General features: G+C 58.2%; 14 protein-coding genes. 7 read left to right on the top strand and 7 right to left on the bottom strand.

Annotated elements, in window-relative coordinates:
- Nucleotides 1–120 precede the first annotated feature (120 nt).
- The 3 genes from holA to IPJ76_01070 all read right to left on the bottom strand — a co-directional run bounded on the left by holA (nt 121) and on the right by IPJ76_01070 (nt 7,417).
- Nucleotides 121–1,137, bottom strand: coding sequence for a DNA polymerase III subunit delta (gene holA / locus IPJ76_01080; protein ID QQR86849.1), 1,017 nt, complete (start codon nt 1,135–1,137; stop codon nt 121–123).
- Complete coding sequence (locus IPJ76_01075; GenBank protein QQR86848.1) at nt 1,134–1,907, bottom strand: AMP nucleosidase; 774 nt, start codon at nt 1,905–1,907, stop codon at nt 1,134–1,136. The genes holA and IPJ76_01075 overlap by 4 nt, the downstream gene beginning before the upstream one ends.
- A gap of 116 nt (nt 1,908–2,023) precedes the next feature.
- Nucleotides 2,024–7,417 (bottom strand): T9SS type A sorting domain-containing protein, encoded by a 5,394-nt coding sequence (locus IPJ76_01070; protein QQR86847.1) that lies wholly within the window; start codon nt 7,415–7,417, stop codon nt 2,024–2,026.
- Between the two features lie 191 nt (nt 7,418–7,608).
- On the opposite strand from IPJ76_01070, the gene IPJ76_01065 reads away from it, so the two are divergent.
- A complete protein-coding gene (locus IPJ76_01065; GenBank protein QQR86846.1) occupies nt 7,609–8,352 on the top strand; it encodes a hypothetical protein in 744 nt (247 codons plus the stop codon).
- Nucleotides 8,353–8,429: 77 nt separating this feature from the next.
- Here the strand turns inward: IPJ76_01065 and dnaK are convergent, their stop codons facing one another.
- Complete coding sequence (dnaK, locus tag IPJ76_01060; GenBank protein QQR86845.1) at nt 8,430–10,331, bottom strand: molecular chaperone DnaK; 1,902 nt, start codon at nt 10,329–10,331, stop codon at nt 8,430–8,432.
- A 171-nt stretch (nt 10,332–10,502) separates the two neighbouring features.
- Nucleotides 10,503–11,630: a hypothetical protein gene (locus IPJ76_01055; GenBank protein QQR86844.1), complete on the bottom strand. Its 1,128-nt coding sequence runs from the start codon at nt 11,628–11,630 to the stop codon at nt 10,503–10,505.
- Between the two features lie 142 nt (nt 11,631–11,772).
- Here IPJ76_01055 and panB point away from each other — a divergent pair, with 142 nt between their 5' ends.
- Both panB and IPJ76_01045 read left to right on the top strand, forming a co-directional pair.
- Complete coding sequence (gene panB, locus IPJ76_01050) at nt 11,773–12,588, top strand: 3-methyl-2-oxobutanoate hydroxymethyltransferase (protein QQR86843.1); 816 nt, start codon at nt 11,773–11,775, stop codon at nt 12,586–12,588.
- Nucleotides 12,575–13,273 carry an RluA family pseudouridine synthase gene (locus IPJ76_01045; protein ID QQR86842.1) on the top strand — a complete coding sequence of 233 codons (699 nt, stop codon included), beginning with the start codon at nt 12,575–12,577 and terminating at the stop codon, nt 13,271–13,273. The genes panB and IPJ76_01045 overlap by 14 nt, the downstream gene beginning before the upstream one ends.
- A 22-nt stretch (nt 13,274–13,295) precedes the next feature.
- On the opposite strand, the gene priA is transcribed toward IPJ76_01045, so the two are convergent.
- Nucleotides 13,296–15,788, bottom strand: coding sequence for a primosomal protein N' (priA, locus tag IPJ76_01040; protein ID QQR86841.1), 2,493 nt, complete (start codon nt 15,786–15,788; stop codon nt 13,296–13,298).
- A gap of 84 nt (nt 15,789–15,872) precedes the next feature.
- Between priA and IPJ76_01035 the strand changes: the two genes are divergently transcribed.
- From IPJ76_01035 to IPJ76_01020, 4 genes are all read left to right on the top strand, one after another.
- Entirely contained in the window at nt 15,873–18,314 is a 2,442-nt protein-coding gene (locus IPJ76_01035) for a choice-of-anchor L domain-containing protein (protein ID QQR86840.1), read from the top strand.
- 470 nt (nt 18,315–18,784) lie between these two features.
- Nucleotides 18,785–19,570, top strand: a complete 786-nt coding sequence (locus IPJ76_01030) for a hypothetical protein (GenBank protein ID QQR86839.1) — start codon at nt 18,785–18,787, stop codon at nt 19,568–19,570.
- A gap of 2 nt (nt 19,571–19,572) precedes the next feature.
- Nucleotides 19,573–19,992 (top strand): hypothetical protein, encoded by a 420-nt coding sequence (locus tag IPJ76_01025; GenBank protein ID QQR86838.1) that lies wholly within the window; start codon nt 19,573–19,575, stop codon nt 19,990–19,992.
- Nucleotides 19,993–20,065: 73 nt separating this feature from the next.
- On the top strand, nt 20,066–23,143 hold the full coding sequence (locus IPJ76_01020) for an ATP-binding cassette domain-containing protein (GenBank protein QQR86837.1): 3,078 nt from the start codon (nt 20,066–20,068) through the stop codon (nt 23,141–23,143).
- On the opposite strand, the gene IPJ76_01015 is transcribed toward IPJ76_01020, so the two are convergent.
- Nucleotides 23,144–23,539: a DUF1987 domain-containing protein gene (locus IPJ76_01015; GenBank protein QQR86836.1), complete on the bottom strand. Its 396-nt coding sequence runs from the start codon at nt 23,537–23,539 to the stop codon at nt 23,144–23,146. It abuts the gene before it with no gap.
- Nucleotides 23,540–23,611 lie beyond the last annotated feature (72 nt).

Here is a 23,611-nt window from a genome sequence, read left to right as displayed (position 1 = left end):
CCGAGGTCCTGGAGGTGCATAGTTTGAACCATCATGGGCTTCCTGTCCGTTGACGTATTGTCCCTTTGACGATCGCTCACCGTTCAGTGGTGCCCGCTGACTATTAGTGGTGCCGACAAGTCAGGAAAGGATCCTGGCGATCGCCTCGCGCAGTAGTTCACCTTCACCTGCACTGGTGTTGCCGACACCCTTGCTCTTGAGGTCGGTGGATCGCAGCACGTTCTGAGCGTTCACGACCGCCCGGGGATCGAAGTTCTGTGCGGCCTGAGCGTACTCCTTTACAAAAAAGGGCGGGATCTTCAGGGTAGCGGCCACCTCACTGTCCGGCTTCCCCCTCATGCCGTGCAACATGGCCACTTTGCCGAACCAGCCGTTCAGAAGCCCGAGCGTTAACACCAAAGGATGATCCTTCGGGTCGTTGGCAAAGTAGTGGGCGATCCTCTGCGCCTTCAAATGGTCCCGCGCTCCTATCGCCTTCTGCAACTCGAAGATGTTGTAATCCTTGCTGATGCCCACATAGCGCTGGATGGTATCGGTGGTGATGTTCGAGCCTTCGGGCGTGATGAGCGCCAGTTTTTCGACCTCCATGGCGGTTTTCCCAAGGTCGCTTCCGAGATGGTCCGCCAAGAGCAAGGCCTCGTGCTGCCCGATCTTCCTCTTGTGATGTTGCACGTATGCCTGGATCCACTTCGGCAGCTCATGGTCCCTGAGCGGTTCACTGTGGAAGACGGTCCCTTTTTTCGCGACGGTCTTCGGGAATCCCTTGCGACCGTCCATCTTCTTGTGCTTGTGGGCGATCACGAGCACAGTTGTAGGCGTCGGCTTTTCAGCGTACGGCTCCAGTTTGTCCCATTGGTCGGGCCGCCATGCCTGGGCTTCACGGAGCACGACCACTTGCCGCTCCGCCATCATAGGGTAACGAAGGCACGCATCCTTCACGGCTTGTGCATCGCAGTCACGGCCGTACAGGACGGTGAGGTTGAAGTCCCTTTCGTGGTCCTCCAGTACCCGGTCCACGATCTCGCGCTCCACACGATCGATGAAGAATCCTTCCTCACCATGCAGCACATAAATAGGGCCCACCTTCCCTGATTGGATCTCTTTCATAACGGCTTTGTAGCCGTCCAGCGTGCTCATTCGAATCGCAGGTGCTTTACGCTGCGGCCCTCATTGATGATCTCGCGCAAACTGGCAATACCAACTCTCACGTGGCTTTCGGTGAACGAGGTGGTCACCTTGGCGTCGCTCGCCTCCGTTTTAACGCCCCAAGGCACCATGGGCTGGTCGCTGACCAGAAGGAGTGCCCCGGTCGGTATTCCGTTGGAAAAGCCGGTCATGAACAGCGTTGCCGTCTCCATGTCGATCGCCATGCAGCGCATGGTGCGCAGCTTGTCCTTGAAATCCTCATCGTGTTCCCAAACCCGGCGGTTCGTGGTGTAGACCGTCCCGCTCCAGTAATCCAGGTCATGGTCACGCGCAACACCGCTCACCGCGCGGTGGATCATGAAACTTGGTAGTGCTGGAACTTCAGGCGGGAAGTAGTCATTGCTTGTGCCTTCCCCGCGTATGGCAGCTATCGGTAGTATTAGGTCACCTAACTGGTTCTTCTTCTTCAGCCCGCCGCACTTACCGAGGAACAGCACGGCTTTGGGGTCTATCGCGCTGAGCAGGTCCATGATGGTGGCCGCATTGGCACTTCCCATCCCGAAGTTCACCATGCACATGTCCTCGCCGATCGCGACACGCATGCTCTTGTTCTGGTCCTTGATCACCGCCCCGGTCTGACGGCAAAAAATGTCCAAGTACCCGTCGAAGTTCGTGAGCAGCACGTACGGCTTGAATTCGTTCAGAGGCAAACCGGTATAGCGCGGTAGCCAGTTGTTCACGATCTCCTCCTTGCTTCTCACGTGGCGGTTCCAAGAACCTTTGCGAACCTGGAAAGGTGGTCAAATGTAGCAGTGACACATCCCCAAGAAAAAAGCCCGGCCGATATCGGCCGGGCTTTTCCCAAAGGAACTCAGCGTTATTGGATGCTCAAACGCTGCACGAACTTCTGCTCGCCTGCGGTCACATCCACCATGTACATGCCGCTCGCGAGCTGACCACCGAGTTCAAGCACCGTGTTGATCGCGGTTGCGCCTTCCGTGCCGATCGTTTGCGTGAACACGCGCTTACCGAACACATCGAACACATCCACTGTCACCACGTTTTCTTCACCGGTCAAGCCGTCCAAGGTGAGCGTAACGTTGCCATCACGAACGGGGTTCGGGTACAGGGCCATACCTGTCTCGTTCACCGTTGCGCTGTTCAGGTTGTTGCCGGCGAAAGCGGGGTTGTCGATAGTCACCGTGCACACGTTGCCACAGTAACCGCTCCACGTTCCGCTAACGAGCACTTCCACCTGTACGTTGTACGTCTCGCCCTCGATCAGCGCATAGTTGGTCCAGTTCAATACGCGCACGTAGCTGGCCTGCGTGATCACGCGGTCACCGTTCACAGGACCGAGAGGACCATTCGGGCCATCAGGATCGAGCGCGCCGGTGAACTTGAACCGGTACTGCGTAGCACCGAGGACCGGCGTGCTCCAAACCTTGTCGCTGTATCCGAACGAACGGGTCACGCCACAGCTGTGAGTGGGCAGGTCCACATCGTCGATCAGCTGAGCGCAACCGGGAACTTGGGTCGGATCCAAGGCCAGGTCGCAACCACTGCCCCAGTTGTCGTTGAAGAAGCCGTCGTTGCCCGCATCGCGACGTGCGCGCACGAAGTAGTGCGTACCGGCCACGAGGGGTTGGGTTTGCAATTGGCTGAACTTCACGTAACGCTGTGGTACACTGATCCTGCGGCGGTAGCCGAAGTCCGGGTTCAAGAACTCGAACATGTAGTTGCCCGTACCGGCCGTTGCGGTCGTGTATACCTTGTTGTTCATCGTGTTGTTGAACACGTTGCACTCACCGGCTTCAATGTCCGACGGGCCTTTCGGCAGGCAGAACTCATGGCCCGTGTAGGTCGGGTTGTTCGCGTTCGGTGAATTGCTGCCACCGTTATCGCTGCTGCCCGCCAATGTGCCACTGCCTTGGAATACATCCGTGATGAGCAGGTCGCCGTTCGGTGAACGCACTTGCCAGTTACCGATCCCGTACAAACAGCACATACCATCACCGAACGCATCGATAACGCGCATGGTGAAGCAATTGCCGAAGGTCAGGGGCAAGCACAGGTTATGAACTTGGTTCGCTGTTCCATTGGCACCAAGGTCCGTGTAAGGACCACCGCTGGCGATCGGCGCGATCTCCAGAGCATCGTAGATCTCCCATGTGGTCTCAGAGCCCCAACGGTCTTGGACAATAACGATCTGCACCGCTTCGCCATCAACCGTGAACGCTCCAGTGTTGCTGTCGTTGCTGGTGATCTCGTCAAGCACACCGTTCGGGTTGCTCGATGCAACGTTCAACGTGTGCGGCCCGGCCGTCGTAATGCTCGATGTCAGGTTCACGTTCTGGCTCTGGCCGTAGGTGAGCGCAGGGGCAAAGGTCAGGTTCGTCACCACGGGAGTACCACCATCCAAGTCGTAGGTGACGGTGAGGCTTGTGAGCGGTTGTTGACCATTGTTGAGCACGGTTACTTGGGGCGCCACTGTTGTCGTGCAGAGGTTACCGCTCGGTGCGAGAACAGCCGTAACGGCTGCATCATTCTGCGCGGGGAACTCGAGCAGGATGCCGAACGTGCCCTCCGTTCCGATACCGCCTTGGTTGTGCACCATGAGGTAGTAGTCGGTGTTCTGGGTCAATTGCGGGAACGCATTCGTGCCTTCGCCAGCATTGTTGCAATCCACTTCAACGAGCGCACCGCACGTACCGCTGTACAGGGCATAGCTCAACGCCGTGGCCGTGTAGGGACCCAGGTCGTCGTCCTGCAGCGTGAGGTTCATGTACTCGTTCACACCCGTATTGAAGGTGAACCAAACACCTTGCGCACGGCCCGCGGCCGGTACGAAGCTGAGGTCAACATCGCAGCTGGGGTTGGCGTCAGCGAATGCACCACAATTGGTGGATGCCACAGGAAGGCCACTGCCGTCGCCCAGAACAGGGGTGAGCGAGGTGGCAAGGATGCCGCACTCGTCGTTGATCGGAGCAGGACAAGTAGCAGGAGCGCAGGTCAAGTTCAGCGTGAACGCACCCGTGCTGTTCACGAAACCGCTCGGTCCGTGCACGGCGATGTAGTAGCGGTTGCCGGCAACGGCTGCCCAGTTCACTTCGCTCGGGGTATTCGTGCCAACACCGCAGTTGTCGTCGTTACCGGTCAGGCAAACCAGTGCGCCGCAGTTGCCGGGCGAAGCACCACCGTCATAGACAGTGATCATGCTGTTATAGGCAGTGCCAAGGCACGTGGTCGCATTGTACACCTCGCTGGTCAATGCATCAACGTAGTACCACGCATCAGCACCAGGTGCGGTATGGTTCGGCAGGCAAACGCTGGGGCCTTGCGTGGCCGTGTTGCTAACCGTGGTACCGCTTACTGCACCACCGCAGGTGATGGGTTCAGCTACTGCACAGATGTTCGGCGTGCAGGGCACCACAGGTGCGCTTGCTGAAATGTTGATGTTGTAGGTCGGGCTGGGGAAGCTAACAGCCCACAGCACAGGATAGTAGTACACGCCCGGGTTCAGGCTGTTGTAGAAAATGCTGGGGTTGCCATCACCGCAAGTGGTGAAGTTGAAGCTCTGCGAGTTCACAGGGTTCGTGCCGCTGCAATCGGTGTACATGTTCAATGCACCCGTAGTGAACTGTGTGGTACCGCAATAGTCGATCACCACATCAGAGCAGGCCATCAACTCGAAGCTCGCCCACACATAACCCGTTACACCGAAGATGTTGGCAATGCCAAGTTCATCATTGGCGCAGTTCGCGTTGCCAGCATAATTGATGCTGCCGCCGATGTTCAATTGGTTGGCCGATGGGTTCTCCAATGAACATTCGTCGTTCGCAGGTGCCACGCAAGGTGTCAGGCTCAGGTCCCAATCGTGCCCGGTGCCGTCCCAGCGGTCATCCCACTCAATGTAGTAGGTGGTGCCTGCATTGGCCAACCAGCCGAACGTCGATCCGAACCCTGGGTTGGTGCAGGCATCGTCATCGCCGCCGACCAAGGTCAATGAGCCGCAGGTGCCGGTGTGAACCGTTACACGCGTATCGAAGTTGGTGGTGTTCGGCGGGTTGCAGGCACTTACGACGGCCAAACCGTTCGATGCAGGTGTCCAAGTCCACCAGCGGGCGTTAACAGCGCCGGTGGCGAGTGCATTGCTGGCACCAGCGCCGCAATCAATTGCCAAGTTCGTGTTGGTTCCGAGGGAGGCAGGAACAGCCCCGACGCAAGAACCGGAGCAGCAATCACCGAAGGTGCCAACTACCAAAGAGCAGTTCGCGTCGCTCGTGGAGCGCAGGGTGATGGTCACTGGCGTGCCAGCGGTGTAGGCCGTCGGGATGCTGACGATACCGGTGGCCAGTACGCTGGCTACCTCAATACCGTTCAGGTCGCTTTCGATCTGGAGTTCAACGCTGCTGCCGAGGCTCGTCACATCCACATCCACCGTGAAGGTTCCGGCGCCGCAGTTGTCCGTGCTGCTGCCAGTCGCCGTGGGCGGGGTGCAGCTAACATAGGAGAGGTCCCAGTCGAACCCGGTGCTGCTCCAACGGTCATCCCACTCAATGTAGTAGGTTGTGCCACCCGTCACTGGGATATTCGCGACGTTCGACTCCAGGGTAAATGCACAAACACCGCTATCGTCGTTCGCACCAACCAATGCCTGACCGCCACAGGGGCCGGTGAATATGGAAACCCGGGTATCAATTCCGGATCCGCAACTGCTAACGGTCATTTGACCAGTGCTGGGAGGAGCGAAGGTGAACCAACGTGCATCGGTGGCCACACCACCCATTCCACCCGCGTTCGAGGCACCGGCACCGCAATCCAGCGCGCCTGTGGTGTTCGTGCCTACCACCGCAACTGCGGCGTTCGCACAAGTTCCGTTGCAGCAATCCGTGAAGCTTCCGAGGTCCACATCGCAAAGCGGATCATCGGCGCGCAGAACAACGTTCGTGACGGTACCAATGGGAATGCCGGAGATGAGTTGGATCCCGGTCGCGTTGATGTTCAGGATGTCCGTTCCAGGGGTGACATCAATATCCACGTCCACCGAACTGCCCAATGAGGTGATGTCCACCTGCAGGTCATAAGTTCCACCACCACAGTTCTCGATCAGCGTTACCGTACCGGCTGGTGGCGTGCACGCAGCGAAGTTCACTGTCCAGTTGGCCACGCTCGCCGTACTCCAGCGGGCGTCCCACTGGATATAGTAAGGAGTTCCACCCGTTACAGGTACATCGATGACGCTGCTTGCAAAGCCGTTTGCTTGGCATGCCAGATCGTTATCATCATCGTTGCTGGCCAGGCACGTCAGCGCACCGCATCCACCAGTCCCGTCGAACAAGCTGAGGCGCGTATCGCCGGCAGGGCAAGCCTTTACGCTCAACAGACCGTCGCTTGGAGGGGTATAGACGTACCACTTGCTTGCAAAGGGGCCGGCAAAACAGGCAGCATTATAGCCAGCAGAACAATAGAGGGTTCCGGTAGCAGGTTGAGCACCCAAGCTTGTTACAACAACCGCGTCAGCGCAGCTTGCCGAGCAGCAATCAACGAACGAACCCAAGGCCACGTTACAGGTACCATCCTGCTCGTGTACCAAGGTGATGCTGCGGGTGGCGGCCAAAGGAATACCGGTGAATGTCTGGATACCCGTCGTGGAGATGCCCGTGATATCGGTGCCTACGCTGATGTCCAGCCCAACTGATGTGGCGCTACCAAGGCTGGTAACGTTCACCTCAAGGTCATACGTACCGCCTCCACAGTTCGGTATCAGGGTAACCGTGGCTGCAGGTTGCACGCAGGCGAAAGGCGTGAAGGTGAAGTTCCAAGTGAACCCCGTACCCTCCCAACGGTCGTCCCACTCGATATAATGGGTTCCGGCCGGTACGTTGATGTTCGTGACCTGGCTGGCAAAGAAATTCCCATCGCCGCGGTCGCAGAAATCATCATTGGAACCAAGGCAGGTCAACGCGCCGCAACCACCGTTGCCATTGTACACCGATACCCGTGTATCACCCCCACCGCCGCAAGAGTTGATATCGTTGATGATGCCACCGGTGCCGGTGGTGAAGACGTACCAATCCGCATTGGTGCCTCCGGTATTGCAGACAGTGCTGTTGCCACCACCTGTGGCCGGTCCATCAGCAACGATTCCGACACCCGGTGCCACAACAGCCGCCGTGATACAGGTCTCGCCTTGTGCTCGAAGTGTGCTCGACCACGTAAGTGATCCAGCAACGAGCAGCGTTCCTAGGGCTAGGTACTTTCTTCTCATAGGTCAGGTTTTGGTTGAACGGTTTGGTGGTAAACGGCCGGGAAAGTAGAGAACCGTTCAACACGGACACAATGGCTTGTTGATAACTTTCGGTGTGTGAGTGACCGTCCGGGATCCGTGAGAGTCCTTTTCCGGGGTGTGGAACCGCCGTGGTGGCCGTAACTCCCGCTTTCCTGGTCCGTAGAACGGGCATGCTCGTAAAGCTCCAATTGACCCTTGGCTGTGCAACAGTGGCCTTGGCATGTGCAGGTCAACCCGACTCATTGCTCCTTGCGGACGACTATCAGGCGGTCGCAGCGGAGTTCTTGGATGACGTGACGGTCATCAATGACTATGAGCGGTTGAACCCTGTTTCGAAGGGCGACAGCGTAAGGCTCTGCCAGGGCTATGCGTGCTCCGGTTGGGTGGAGGACAAGCACCCCAACGGGGTGGTGAAGCACAGAGGATTCTATCAAGATGGCCAACTGCTGGTGTACAAGAACTTCCACCCGGATGGCAAACTGGAGCGGGAGTTCCGGACCACCGATACGTTCAGGGGGGCATTGACCACATACCACACCAATGGGCAGGTCAGGACGTTGGTGAAGTACTTCAAGGGTGAGGTGCTGGAATGGGAAGACCATTACACGAACGGGCAGGTCCGCTACGAACAGGCCAAGCACAAGAGCGAGCCTTGGTATCTGAAGATGAATCTCTACCAACCGGACGGCAAGCCGATCAGTACGCTGATGCTCGTGGACAAGCGCAACAATGAACTGGAGGCCAAAGAGTATTGGCCCAACGGCGTGCTGCGTACCGTGGGTCGATCACGGTTCGTTCCCGATCGCCAGGACTGCGTGCGCGTGGGTATCTGGAAACACTTCGACGCCAGCGGCAAACCCGTTTCAGAGGACACATACGTGGACGGAAAGGTCCATGGCACGCGAACCCTTTGAACGAACACGGGGAGCACCATCACAATGCAACGGCCGGTAGGTTGAACCTACCGGCCGTTCCTCTTGGTCCGCACTGATCAGTTCTTGCCGTCCTTTACCTCCTCGAAGTCAACATCGGTGACTTCAGTATCGGCCGTGGAACTGCTGTTCGCCGCACCGCCGTTCTGTTGGGCTTGTTGCGCGGCTGCATGCATTTCCTGTCCAGCTGCTTGGAAAACAGTGTTCAACTGGTTCATCGCGGCGTCGATACCAGTGAGGTCCTGTGCACTGTGGGCCTTCTTCAATTCGGCCAAAGCGTTTTCCACCGGGGCTTTCTTGTCGGCCGGAAGCTTGTCGCCGAATTCCGTCATCTGCTTCTCCACTTGGAAAATGAGGCTGTCGGCGGCGTTCAGTTTGTCGGCTTTCTCCCTTGCCATGCGGTCGCTATCGGCGTTCGCGGCAGCCTCGTTCTTCATCTTTTCGATATCGTCCTTGCTCAAACCGCTGCTAGCCTCAATGCGGATGCTCTGCTCTTTCCCAGTGGCCTTGTCCTTGGCCCCCACGTGAAGAATGCCATTGGCGTCGATGTCGAAGGTGACCTCTACTTGAGGGATGCCACGCGGAGCTGGTGGAATACCGTCCAAATGGAAGCGACCGATCGTGCGGTTGCCGCTTGCCATGGGCCGTTCACCCTGTAGCACATGGATCTCCACGCTGGGTTGGTTGTCACTGGCCGTGCTGAACGTTTCGCTCTTCTTGGTCGGGATGGTGGTGTTGGCCTCGATGAGCTTGGTCATCACACCGCCCATGGTCTCGATGCCGAGGCTCAAGGGAGTAACGTCCAACAGCAGCACATCCTTCACATCGCCGGTGAGCACACCGCCTTGGATGCTGGCACCCACGGCCACAACCTCATCGGGGTTCACGCCTTTGCTGGGCTCCTTGCCGAAGAACTTCTTCACGGCTTCCTGGATTGCCGGGATGCGCGTGCTGCCACCAACGAGGATCACCTCATCGATCTGGCTTGTGGTAAGGCCTGCGTTCTTCAATGCGCTTTCGCACGGGGCGATGGTGCGCTTCACCAAGGTGTCCACCAGTTGCTCGAACTTGGCGCGGCTCAGGCTGCGGACCAAGTGTTTCGGGATGCCGTTCACCGGCATGATGTACGGCAGGTTGATCTCGCTGCTGGTGGTGCTGCTGAGTTCGATCTTCGCTTTCTCGGCGGCATCCTTCAGGCGCTGCAGGGCCATGGGGTCTTTGCGCAGGTCAATGCCTTCGTCGTTCTTGAACTCCTCGGCCAACCAATCGATGATGCACTGATCGAAGTCGTCACCGCCCAGGTGCGTATCGCCATCCGTGGCTTTCACCTCGAACACGCCATCGCCCAGTTCAAGCACGCTTACGTCGTGGGTGCCGCCGCCGCAATCGAACACCACAACCTTCATGTCCTTGTGCTTTTTGTCCAAGCCGTAGGCGAGTGCAGCAGCAGTGGGTTCGTTGATGATCCGGCGCACCTTCAGACCAGCGATCTCGCCGGCTTCCTTGGTGGCTTGGCGCTGTGCGTCGTTGAAGTAGGCAGGAACGGTGATCACCGCCTCGCTCACCGAAGTACCCAGGTAGTCTTCGGCGGTCTTCTTCATCTTCTGAAGGACCATGGCGCTGATCTCCTGTGGTGTGTACAGGCGGTCAGCGATCTTCACGCGGGGCGTGTTGTTCTCACCGCGAACAACTTCATAAGGAACACGGCCAGCCTCCTTGGAGCTCTCGTCGAACGAGTTGCCCATGAAGCGTTTGATGGAATAGATCGTGTTCCGTGGGTTCGTGATGGCTTGGCGCTTGGCCGGGTCGCCCACTTTGCGCTCACCGCCTTCGATGAACGCCACGATGCTGGGGGTGGTGCGCTTGCCCTCGCTGTTGGCGATCACCACGGGTTCACTGCCTTCCATTACGGCTACGCAGCTATTGGTGGTGCCCAAGTCGATACCGATGATCTTGCTCATTGTTCAGGGTTGTCTGGTTGTGCCTTTCCGCAGGCGAGCGCCGTTGTCAACCCCTATGCCGTTAGGTTGCTACGCGCACATCCATGCCAGAACAGCTAGAACCTGCTTGGAAGGCCCCCGAAAATCTGCCAGAAGGTCAGTGAGATCGGCAGCCGTCGGTGCCAGAACCGCTTAGGGACACTCGTAGGGTGTTCCGTCGCTCACGTTGTAAGCTGAACAGAATCCCAGCCCCCCTGTGTATTGCCCGAACGCCAACTCCTCAAGGCTGTTGTCGTGAAGCAGGCGATAGCCACAGCCCGGAACAATGTTGTCCGAACTGCCTGGGGCCCACTCGAAGTAGCGGCTTACGAACATGCCATAACCGTTGGTAATGTTGGTGAAGTCCGGGCGGTCCTCCACAATGCCTGTAATGGGTTCGTTCAGCTGCAGAAAGGTGTGGAAGTCGTCGCTGGCTACTGCCCAGTGGAACCGGACGCCCAAGATCTCGCGACGTTCAACCCCGGCATCCACGGGCACATTGTCCTTTACCGTCCGGTAGAAGTCCTCACCTACAACGGTCACCACCAGTTCCTCGCTCCCGTTGGTGTTCGTGGTGATCTCCGTACCGATCTTCTTGGTGAATTGCTTCACCTCACCGACTCCGTTGCGCACTTCATTGTAGTAGAAGGTGTAGTAAGCCTCGTAGCGACGTCCGTCGGGCGCGCTGGTCCATATCAATTCATAGTCCTGATAGGCCGTTCCATTGTGGAACCGTGGCCGGAACGTTCCGCTTTGCACGTTGCTGGACACTGCGAAGTTGTTGACTATTGGAGTTGAGGCACTCACTTCCACCCCTTTGATCATTGCCGCAAATCGGTACTCGCTGTTTTCATCGAGCTTGTCGGGTGGGAACGTGTTGAAGTAGTATACTTTTTGGTCGGGGTAGTGAAAGGTACCTGGCAGTCGATCAGGGATCGTTGTATCTCTCAATTGGTAGGTATGGACCAAGCTGCCGTTCAACCACCGTTCAACCCGGGCATCGATCAACTGGTCGTCGTTGTACTCGTTGCTGTCCGGGATGGCGGCGTAAGCCAATGCATTCCCATCACCTTGGAAGGCCCGGTTGATCTTTACGTAGTGCGTCGTCTCCGGCTCGAACTGGGTACCGAGGCAAGGGTCTGTCGTGGGCCGATCGTTCTTGGAGACACTGAGCGTGGCATATACAATCGGGATCTCCTTGTAGGGTGCGAACACGTCCAGTTCCGTACTGCAGCCAAGGCTACCAACCACCAATAGGCCCAACACAAGGTGCTTCTTCATTCGGTTCATGAGCAGGTGGCCAAAAGTAGGCGCGGGCCCATAGGTTGAGGTGCCGCACATGGTCGCTATTGTACCGTTCCTGTACCCGCGGGGATGAGCAGTGCGCCTTGCCTCGGATAGCTTTGGGCACCCAATCGGAAGAATGAGCACGCACAAGGAAGCCAAACGGGTCACCACCCATGTCCTGCTGGAGATGAAGTCCGCCGGGAAGCGAATATCCATGCTGACGGCTTACGACTACTCGTTGGCCCGGCTGGTGGATGCCGCCGGTATCGATGTCATCTTGGTTGGCGACAGCGCGAGCAACGTGATGGCTGGCCACGAGACCACACTTCCCATAACGCTGGACCAGATGATCTACCACGCGAGCGCTGTTGTGCGGGGCTGCGAGCGGGCGCTCATCGTTGTGGACCTGCCGTTCGGTACCTACCAAGGCAACACGAAACTTGCGCTGAGCAGTGCCATCCGCATCATGAAAGAGAGCGGTGCACATGCCGTGAAGCTCGAAGGCGGGCGTGAGGTGATCGGTTCAATAGAGAGGATCCTCACGGCCGGGATCCCGGTGATGGGGCATTTGGGGCTTACTCCACAGAGCATTTACAAGTTCGGGACGTACGTGGTGCGTGCCAAGGAAGAAGCCGAGGCCATGCGGTTGAAGGAGGATGCCAAGCTGTTGGAGGAGGCGGGCTGTTTCGCCATTGTCCTGGAGAAGATCCCGGCGGTACTCGCCAAGGAAGTAGCTGCTTCGGTCAGTATTCCGATCATTGGCATCGGCGCAGGCAATGGCGTTGATGGTCAGGTGCTCGTGCTTCATGACATGCTCGGCATCAACAAGGAGTTCAATCCTCGCTTCCTGAGGCGCTATGCTGACCTGCACACCACGATAACAGGAGCAGTTTCCGGCTACATAGAGGACGTACGCTCAGGTAGCTTCCCAAGCAAGGATGAGCAGTACTGAGAAGCCCTTGGAGGTGCTATGGCGCGATGATCATGTGGCCGCAGTGCTCAAACCTGCGGGTGTACCATCCCAGCCGGACAAGACAGGCGACACTTCAGTTCTGGAACTTGTCGGAAAGGTCCCCGGCTTTGCATCGCAACCGCAGGAGATCGGGCTTCCTCATCGATTGGACCGGCCCGTTTCAGGAGTGATGCTTCTTGCTCTGACCCCGCAGGCCTTGACCGGATTGAGCGGTGCTTTCGCCTCCGGCTCAGTTCGGAAGGAGTACTGGGCTGTGGTGCACGGAGTTCCGCCGGAGCGAGGAGAGTGGTTACATCGTTTCAAGCAGGATGCTGTTAAGCACAAGGCTGTTCCGTGTGCACCGTCGGCAGGCCGCGAGGTTCGCGTGCTGTACCGGAAGTTGGCCCAGGGTGATCGCTACGCATTGCTGGCCCTTCAACCGTTAGGCGGCATGTTCCATCAACTACGGGCCCAGTGCTCGGCAGCGGGTTTTCCCATCAAGGGCGACGTTAAGTACGGCGCGCGGCGCGGAGAACCGGACAGGAGCATTGGCCTGCATGCGCGCTCACTTTCCTTTGAGCATCCCGTTTCTGGCAAGGTCATTTCGGTGGAAGCACCTGCACCAGCCACGGCTTTGTGGAAGGCGTTGCTCGACGTGGCCGGTAGCGACGTTCCAGAAAGGTGAACTCTTCCCGGTCCGGTTCGGATCACATCGGATCCACGTCTATGGTGATGCGCACGGGTGAGTGCTTGCGATCGGCGAACACCCTGTCGATGGCATCGCGCAGGGCATCTTTGCCGGTCTTGTGCGATCCACGACCCAGTTTCACCATGATGTTGCGCAGGTGCAGGTTGCGCACCCACGCAACGGCCGGTACTTCCGGCCCTATCACCATCTCCCCGAACACCGGGCGCAGCGCTTCCATCAGTGCTGCGGCAGTGCTGGCCACCCGGTCCTCCTTGGCGTGTTTCAATGTCATGCGCACCAAGCGGCTGAAGGGCGGGTAGTGGTGCTTGCGCCGCTGTTCCAGTTCGCGCTCGTAGAATCCGAGCACGTCGTGGTTCTTCACAAAGCCAAGTACCGGATGCCCGGGGTCGAATGTCTGGAGCATCACCAACCCAGACCGGTTCCGGCGTCCTGCACGGCCCGCCACTTGCGCCATCAACTGAAACGCTCTTTCGTGGGCCCGTAGATCGGGGAACTTCAGTAGCGCATCGGCGCTCACAACGGCCACAAGGTTCACGTGGTCGAAGTCCAGCCCTTTGGTCACCATCTGTGTGCCCACCAGCACGTCCACCGCACCTTCTTCCAGATCGCGCAGGAGCTTGTGGTAGGTGTGTTTGCCGCGCGTGGTGTCCTGGTCCATGCGGGCAATGCGGGCCTCAGGGAAGAGAAGTGCCAGTTCTTCTTCCACCTTCTCCGTTCCCAAGCCCAGCATGCGCAATCGGCGGCTGCCGCATTTGGCGCAGGCCGTGGGCGGTTCGTATTCGCGGCCGCAGTAGTGGCAGCTCAGCCGGTGCCGGCGTTTGTGATAGGTAAGGCTCACATCGCAGCGCTCGCATTGCGGGGTCCAATCGCAGGTTTCGCACTGCCACAATGGAACGTAGCCCCTGCGGTTCTGGAACAGGATGGTCTGCTCGCGCGCTTTGGTCGATGCCTCGATGGCCTCGCAGAGATCCACGCTGAAGCTGCCGCGGAGTTGGTGCTTGCGCCGGGCCTCGGCAAGGTCCACCACCTTGATCGTCGGCAGAGGGGCATCGCCGAAGCGCTCCAGCAGTGCGGCGAAACCGTACTTGCCGTTCTTCGCATTGAACAGGCTTTCCATACTGGGCGTGGCACTGCCGAGCACAACGCGCCCTCCGCTGTTGTGCGCGAGCATGATGGCCGTTTCCCTCGCGTGGTAGCGTGGTGCAGGGTCCTGTTGCTTGTAGCTCGGTTCGTGTTCCTCGTCCACCACCACCAATTGCAGGTTGTGGAAGGGAAGGAACACCGCACTTCGGGCGCCAAGCACGATGGGCACTTGGTCGGGAGAGTCCACCATCCGTCGCCAGATCGCCGCCCGCTCCGTCATGGATAGGCGCGAGTGGTAAACCGCTACGCGCTCACCGAAGTGCTTCTTCAAACGACCGATGATCTGGGTGGTCAACGCGATCTCAGGCAGCAGATAAAGAACCTGACCGCCTTTCGCTATGGCTTCGGCCATCAGCTCAACGTACAGCTCTGTTTTGCCGGATGCCGTTACGCCGTGCAGGAGCGAAACAGGATGTTCCCGCAAGGCCGCGCGCAGGTCGTTCAGCGCTTTCTGTTGCGTCCCGGAAAAGGCCAAACGCGGTTCAAGTGCCTGGCCTTTCACGGTCTCCTCCGGTTCCTTTTCCACCAGACGCAATACACCCTTGCCCACAAGCTGCTTCACTATGGTTGCATCGGTACCACTGGATCGTTGCAGTTCGCCTCGCCGCACCGGACGCTCACGTGGGGTGAAACATGCGCTCAGCTCAACGAATTTCATCAGCGCCCGCAATTGCGCGTCAAGTCCCTTCTTCTCCAGCACGGTGAACCACTCGTGCAGGGTGCTCTCTTCAGCTGCACGTGCGCCGCGCTCCAAGTAGTGCTCGGTGCGTTTGGCCGACCGGTCCTTCAATTCTTCGTCAACGGTGGCGGCCCCCGCAAGCACCAATTCGTTCACGGCAGCAGCGGCGAGCGCTGGCCCAAGGCTATCGCGCAATGCGTCGAGGGTGGTGAGCGGTTGCTGCCCCAGCATGTCCAACGCCCGCAATGCGTGGTTGCTGAGCGCCAATTCGTTCGGTTGGCGGCCCGTGGTGGTGATCCGCGTTTCACTACTGATCATGAACACCGACGGTATGGCGGCCATCATCACTTCGCCCAAGCTGCACATGTAGTAATCGGCGAGGTCGAACCAGTGCTTCAATTGACCACTGAGCACAAGCGGCGTGTCGTCAGGAGCGGCCAAGGCAGCGCGAGGACGGTGGCCCACCGGCGCTTGCTGGTGGGTGCGCAGCACGACGCCAGTTAGCAAACGGCCCTCGCCTTTGCCGAAGGGCACCACCAACCGGTGCCCGGTCGCAACCTTCGATGCAAGATCTGCAGGTACGGAATAGGTGAGCGCACCCGCGAACGGTAGCGGCAGTACGACCTCTGCGAACAACTGTTCCTGCTGGCTTTGGGGCGTCCGGTTCATGGGCGGGGCCACGAAGGAAGGCGGAAGTGCGTCCTGCGCACGCCGTTAGGTTGGCAAGCTTGTGGAGAACCAGTTTCCCACTGCATGGCCCACGGCCTAAATTCACCGCCGGTGAACAAGCAGACCCTCAGGCCATTCCTCGTTTCGACCGCCTTGGTGGTCACCACCGTCGGCAGTGCCCAGCTCACCGTCAACAACACGCTCACTCCCCAACAGATCGTGCAGACCGTGTTGCTCGGCCCTGGGGTAACAGCAAGCAACATCACCTTTCTAGGCGACCCCGACCAACTTGGCACCTTCAATGGTGCGGCGAGCAATATCGGAATGGGTGCTGGGATGATCATGGCATCGGGCAGTATCACGGTGGCTCCTGGCCCGAACAATGCGGGCGGGATGACATTGGGTGGGGGGAATTGGGGTATCGGTGACCCCGACCTGGACAGTATTGTCGCGATCCTTCCCGTTCCAGGGACCACTCACGACCGGGCCATTCTTGAGTTTGATTTCGTTCCAACGGGTGATTCTCTCGCGTTCAATTTCGTGCTCGCCAGTGAGGAGTACGACGAGTACGTGTGCGGCACCGTCACGGATGTGTTCGCTTTCTTTTTGAGCGGACCAGGCATCAGTGGACCGTACTCCAACAACGCGGCCAACATTGCACTAGTCCCAGGGACCAACGTTCCCGTGGCCATCAACACAGTGAATATCGGCGTGCCGGGCGGCTTGTACACATCCACCAATTGTGATGCGTTTGACCCGAACTGGACGGCAAACAGCAGCTACTATGTTCAGAACAACCCTATTGGGCCTACGGTTCAGTACGATGGGTTCACGGTGGTGCTTTCAGCGCAGGCTCAAGTGCAATGCGGGCAGACCTATCACATCAAATTGGCCATTGCAGACGTAGGTGACACGGGGTGGGACAGCGCAGTTTTCCTTGAAGCTGGCAGCTTTCAGAGCAACGCGGTGAGCCTGAGCACCCAGATCGACGCCGGTGGCCAGGACAGTACCATTTACGAAGGCTGTGGTCAAGCTACCTTGTACCTCACCCGTGCTGGTGACCTTTCCCAGCAGGAAGATGTTCAATTCATCACGGGCGGAGCGGCAATTGAAGGCACGGATTACAACAACGTGGCCAACCAGTTCACCTTCCTGCCAGGTGAAGACAGCCTGTTGGTCGTGATCACCGCAACGCTTGATGCCGTCACCGAAGGCCCCGAACTTGTTGAGTTGATCGCTATCGCGAACGGCAATTGTGGGGTGGATAGCACCTTCCTTTACTTCTACATCGACGACGCGCCGCCCATCAATTTGGTGATGAGCAACGACACGACACTGCCCTGCAACGACAGTGTGTTCGTCAGTGGTGTGGCCTCGGGTGGTTTTGGAGCGCTGATGCTCGATTGGGGCCAGACCATTGCAGACGGCACAACGGGTGATTGGGTAGCGCCACCGGCCACCACCACGTACACGCTCACGGTTACTGATGCTTGTGGCGTGCATACTGTGATCGGGGATGCGACGGTAACCGTGCCAGTTCCGGACCCATTGGTGGTGGTTATCACCCCTGATACGACGGTTTTCTGCCCTGAAAGCCCCGTGGACCTGAGCACAACGACCACGGGTGGAACGGTACCCTACAGCTACATGTGGAGCGGCGGCCTTGGCACGGATCCAACTGTCAGCGTGGCCCCGCCAACTACCCAATCATGGACCGTGGTCGTTACTGACAATTGCGGGCTTGTCGCCAATGACGATGTAAGCGTGGTGGTGCAATACGACACCATTGTGGTCGTAACCAGCGCAGATACGAGCACCTGTCGCGGTGATACGGCGTTCTTGAGCGCCTTGGCATCGTTCGGCACAGGAGCCTATACGTACATCTGGGACAATACGGTCATTGGCCCGGAAAACCCCATCGCTCCGTCGGGCAACGGTTCGTACACGGTCATCGCCACCGATGGATGCGGTATCAGTGCCAGCGACGATGTCACCGTTGGAGTGAATGCGCCCGTTGCGGCCTTCAGCTACACCGGTAGCGTTTATGTGGAGAACTTCCCCGTGCAATTCCTTGATGAGAGCGTGGGCGCGACTGCATGGTCCTGGGATTTCGAGTACCCCGACCTGGTCAGTGCGGAGCAGAACCCGCTTGTTGTGTACCCTGCTGCGGGCATGTACGAAGTGATGTTGGCCATCGTCGACGATCTGGGTTGTGTGGACACGACCTACCGCAGCATCCTCATTGATCCTGAACTGCATTTCTACGCGCCCAACGCATTCACCCCCGATGGTGATGGCACGAACGAGGCGTTTTTCGGTGCCGGTGTGGGTTTTGCCACTTACCACATGCGGATCTTCAACCGCTGGGGCGAACTGGTTCATGACACCGATGAACTCTTCGGCAAGTGGGACGGCACGGCAGGAGGAGTGGAAGCACCCGAAGGGGTTTACACCTATTGGTTCCGCGTGCAAGGGATCAGTGGTGAGGTGCAGGAGCATCTGGGCCATGTGACCCTGCTGCGATAGTGCCTGACCCGTATAGGGCATTGTACTTTTCGTTCTGATGCTGGGCAGCGCCGAACGGCTTGGTATTGTCATTAAGGCAATACCACTGACCATGGCCAGTAAGCAGAGCAAGACCCCCCCGGCGCCGGCGAGGGCCACTGAGTTGCCTGAAGAGGTATATGACCTTTCCACCCCGCGGTGGCAGCTGTACTACCACCGCTTGCGTGCAACAGTGCGCTTTCCTCGTTACTACAAGAAGGCCCTGAACTGGTAGGGAGTTGTGGATAACCCTGTGGATCGCGGCCGGGATACCGTGTCAGTAACGGGCATAGGGGCGGGTACTTTCGTCGCCGAACGTCGAAGGAAAGCCCCTCCACATGACATTGCATCCTTACCTGAAATGCGCTGCTGTTGCCTTGCCGTTTGCCTTGGCGGGTTGCGGTGACCCCGGACCGACAAATGGAAACATCGGGGGCTCTGATTCATTGTCAGTGGATACCAATTCCGTATCCAGCGTGCTGAAGGTGAACGGAAAGCTGTTCAGCGTTCCTAGCCCGGTGCAGTCCGCGTTGTTGATCAGGAAGCTCGAACTGCCCTACGATCAAGGGCTCGCCATGCCGTTGGAGAAGGCGCAGCAGGTTGCCACGCGGTCAGGCAAGGCCTTGGCAATGGGTGTCTTCGGTGCCGATCTCGCGTATGTGACCACATATAAGGACGCCCAGCGGGCTGTGAGCACGCTCCAAGCCATTGAAACCTTGGGCCGTTCGCTCAATGTGGGCAATGCCTTCGATCAACCACTTTTGAAACGGTTCAAGGACAACCTGAACAACGAGGATAGCTTGTTGGTGTTAGGCAGCGCGGCCTATCGGTCGGCGGATCAGTACCTGAAGAACAATGCTAGTGACGACATTAGTGTGCTGGTGCTCACGGGTGGCTTCATCGAATCGCTTTATCTGTCCACGGCCAGCCCGGGTGCCCTCAAGGACCAAGGGATCGCCGATCGGATCGGGGAGCAAAAGACCACGTTGAACAACCTGGTGGACCTCATCGGTGCGATCGATGGTCAACAGGAAGTCGGCACCTTGCTTACCGGGCTGAAAGAACTCCAGGAAATGTTCGCCGGGATCACGTTGACCTATGAATACGCTGAGCCAGTGACGGATGCGGCCGCGAGAACCACTTACATCAATTCCACCCGGACCGTTACCATCACCGGTGAGCAGCTGAACGCTATCGCGACCAAGGTGACGCAACTTCGGAACACCATGCTTGCTTGAACATGCGCACGACCCTAACAGTTGCCGCTTCCGCGCTGCTCCTCGGAGCTTCAGCCCAGACCGGGGCCATCTGCGACCCCATTGCTTTGAACTGCCAACGGCACATTACTGAGCAGTACATACCCGATGGTCAGTTCTATCGGACTTTGCTCAATGGCGACGAGACCGCTGAATTCGACCTGACTTTGTTCGGCGGCACCACCTACCGGGTGGCAGGTTGCAGCGGGACCGGCGATGGGAACCTTGTCTTCACCGTGGTGGACAAGAAGGGGAATGTGCTGTTCAGCAATCGCGACCACGCCAACGAACCGTATTGGGACCTTGCGGTGGCGAATACCATTGATGTCAGCGTTGAAGCACAATTGGACCCTGCCAAAGCAGGCAGCGGATGTGCGGTTCTCATGATCGGGTTCAAGAAGTAGGCGCCCCGGAACTTTCCTTGGAAGCCTTCGTACAGAGGGCGCTTTCCGCGTGCTGTTCGCGGCGGTGTCCTGTATGAGCGAGAAGATACTCAAGGCTTTACTGCAGCTGTTCGCGATCATCGCCAAGGTGGAGGGTACCTCTGCTGCCGGGGTGAGCGGGCGGAGCATCGTGGAGCGCTTCCTGAAGCAGCAGTTCAGTTCTGATGTGGCAGCGGGCCATCTTGCTCGTTTCGACGCCTATTTCCAGGCCTACCGGTCCAGCGGAGGTGAAAGCCGCAACGGTCGTAAGCGCACATCGCTCAACAGCGTTAAGGTGCTCAAGATCTGCGCCCAGGTGAACGAGGAACTCGAGCGCCGTCAGAAGTTCGTTGTGCTCGTGCACCTCATCGAGTTCATACATGCCGGTGGGGAGGTGGGAGAACAGGAGCGGGAGTTCGTTAGCACGGTGGCCGATGCCTTCACCATCGCCAACGAGGACTATGTGCGCTGTACGGCCTTCGTTGAAGGCAGCAGTGCTGCATCGGAGGACCAATCGCAGCTGCTGTACATCGATGGTAGCCACGGGAAGGCCGAAAGAAAGGCCCGTCATCTCCACGCCCATGGCATCGACGGGGAACTCCGCGTCCTGAACCTGCCGAGCGTCGGGTTGTACTTGGCCCGCTACGACGGCGAAAGCCGCATGCTGCTGAACGGACAACTGATGGGCCGGGAACACCACTATGTGCTCGGCAATGGTTCTTCCATCCGGCCCCCGCACGGCAAGCCCATCTACTACAGCGATATCCTGGGCTCGTTCATGGAGGACGGTGACCTTCCTTCCATAACGTTCAAGGCCCAAGGCATCGACTATGCCTTCCCGAACGGGCGCAAAGGCCTGCACAACCTGCACCTGGCCGAAACGAGCGGTAAGCTCATCGGTATCATGGGTGGGAGCGGAAGCGGCAAAAGCACATTGCTCAGTGTCCTCAATGGGAGCCTGAAACCGTCGTCGGGGAAAGTCACCATCAATGGTGTCGACGTGCACGGAGAACGCGAGAAGATCCGAGGTGTTATCGGCCATGTCAGCCAGGACGACCTTCTGATCGAGGAACTCACCGTGTTCCAGAACTTGTTCTACAACGCCAAGCTCTGTTTCGGCGATCTCCATGATGGCCAGGTCAGCGAACGCGTGCATCGCCTGCTGCACACGTTGGGGCTGTACGACACGAAAGACCTGAAGGTGGGCAATCCACTTGAAAAGACGATCAGCGGCGGACAACGCAAGCGTCTGAACATTGCCCTGGAGCTGATCCGTGAGCCCAGTGTCCTTTTTGTGGACGAACCAACCAGTGGCCTGAGCTCGCGCGATAGTGAGAACATCATGGACCTTCTGAAGGAGCTTGCGCTGAAGGGCCGCTTGATCTTCGTGGTCATCCACCAACCTTCATCGGACATCTTCAAACTGTTCGATCGTCTGTTGATGGTGGACCAGGAAGGCTATCCGGTGTACTATGGCGATCCGGTGGATGCCGTCGTGTACTTCAAGCGGGTCACCGGCCAAGTGAACAGCGACGAAGGCCAATGCGCGGTCTGCGGCAACGTGAACCCGGAGCAGATCTTCGACATCCTGGAAGCACGCATGGTGGATGAGTACGGCAATGAAACGGACCAGCGCCGCATCGGACCGGAGGCTTGGAACGAGGTTTTCCGAGCGCAAGTGGATGCGCACGCCGTGGCCATCAGGGACAATCCACAGGTTCCCAAGAGCACCTTCGCACCACCGGGATGGATGAAGCAGTTCAGCGTATTCTGGAAGCGCGACGTGTTGAGCAAGCTCGCGAACCGCCAGTACGTTCTCATCAATCTGTTGGAGGCGCCCGTGCTCGCCTTCGTAATGGCCTTCTTCCTTCGGTATTTCCGCACTGACCATGCATCGGCAGGGGAGTTCGTGTTCCGCCACAACGACAATCTGCCGCAGTACCTGTTCATTTCCGTGATCGTTGCGCTGTTCCTCGGCCTTACCGTAAGCGCCGAGGAGATCATCCGGGACAGGCGTATCCTGCAACGCGAGCGCTTCCTCAGCCTCAGCCGTGCCAGTTACATCCTCAGCAAGGTGGGCATCATGTTCGGCATAAGCGCCATACAGACGCTGCTCTTCGTGCTCGTGGGCAACACCATCCTTGGTGTGCAAGGCATGACGCTGGTGCACTGGGCGGTGCTCTTCAGTGCATCATGTTTCGCGAACGTCCTTGGCCTGAACGTAAGCGCGAGCTTCAACAGCGCGAAGGTCATCTACATCCTTATACCCGTGCTCATCATCCCGCAGTTGCTCTTCAGCGGGATCATCGTAAAGTACGACAAGCTCCACCCATGGTTCTCCAACGAACGGAGCGTGCCCTGGATAGGTAACATCATGGCCAGTCGGTGGGCTTACGAAGCAATGGCCGTGGCGCAGTTCACGGTGAACGACTACGAGCGCAATTTCTACCCGTTCGATCAGCGCATGAAGAACGCCAATTGGAAGAAGGACCTGTGGGTACGCGAACTGCGGAACCATGTGGAGGAGGTCCGCCGGGAGCTGAAGGGGCAGGGATCAACCACGGACCTCGCGTACAGCGTTGGATTGCTGCATCGCGAATTGGAGCAGGAGCAACGCCTGTTGAGCGGTTTCGAGATCCCTGAACTGGATCGGCTCCAGCCAGGTCGGGTTGACCTAGCCGTCCTGGACGCCGTAGATGATGCGCTCAATACCTTGACGAGCCATTACCGGCACGTGTACCAAACCTCCGAAAGGGCCAAGGAGAGCCGTATCCATGAAATGACCTCAACCCCACAGGCGCGGTCGTCCTATTTCGCGCTGATGGACTCCTATCGCAACGAAAGCCTAGCGGACGCGGTGACCAATAAGAACGAGGTGAACGTGATCGTGGAATCTGAGGGAAGGCTGGTGCAAAAGAGCGATCCGATCTACCAAGACCCCCGGGAAGACGGCTTGTTCTCGGCTCATTTCTACGCACCCACCAAGCTGCTGCTGGGCTGGCGCATCAACACGTTGGCCGCGAACGTCCTCGTGCTTTGGGGGATGACACTGCTGTTCTTCGCCGCCCTCCAAGCCGACCTGTTCCCCAAGTTGCTCAAACGGTTCAGCAGCCCCGGAATGCACGGGGCGTAGTCAAGACTTGTCATCCACTTCCTCGATCTGGATCATCTTGAAGGGGATGTTGATGATGGCCTGATAATCCTCGCCGGCTTCCAACATGTCTTCGTCGTCGGCTTCATAGTGCCAAAGGACGGATACGTCATTGCCGGCAGCACGCACCTGCTCCAGCTTCTTGAAGACGTCCAGGATGCACTTGCTGCTACTGGTATTGAAGTACTCGAGTTGTACCCGCAGCGTTGTTTTCGACTGGGCGCTCTTGGCGTACTTGTCGATCCAATCGATCAGTGGTTTGTAGAACTCGAGACTGTTCTCAGGGATGGAACGCCCCCTGATCTCCAATTCACCCGATGATGCATCGAAGTTCACGGTCGGGGTTTTCGGGGTGCCTTCGAGTTGGATGGGCGTCATGGAAAGGCGGTTTTCTGGATACCGCTTGCAATGGGTAAAGCTAGGCTCGTGAGGGAGGTGGGCCTTGGACGT

The sequence above is a fragment of the Flavobacteriales bacterium genome (assembly GCA_016699575.1).
Classification (GTDB): Bacteria; Bacteroidota; Bacteroidia; order Flavobacteriales_F; family PHOS-HE28; genus PHOS-HE28.
This window is presented reverse-complemented; position numbering and strand designations above follow the sequence as displayed.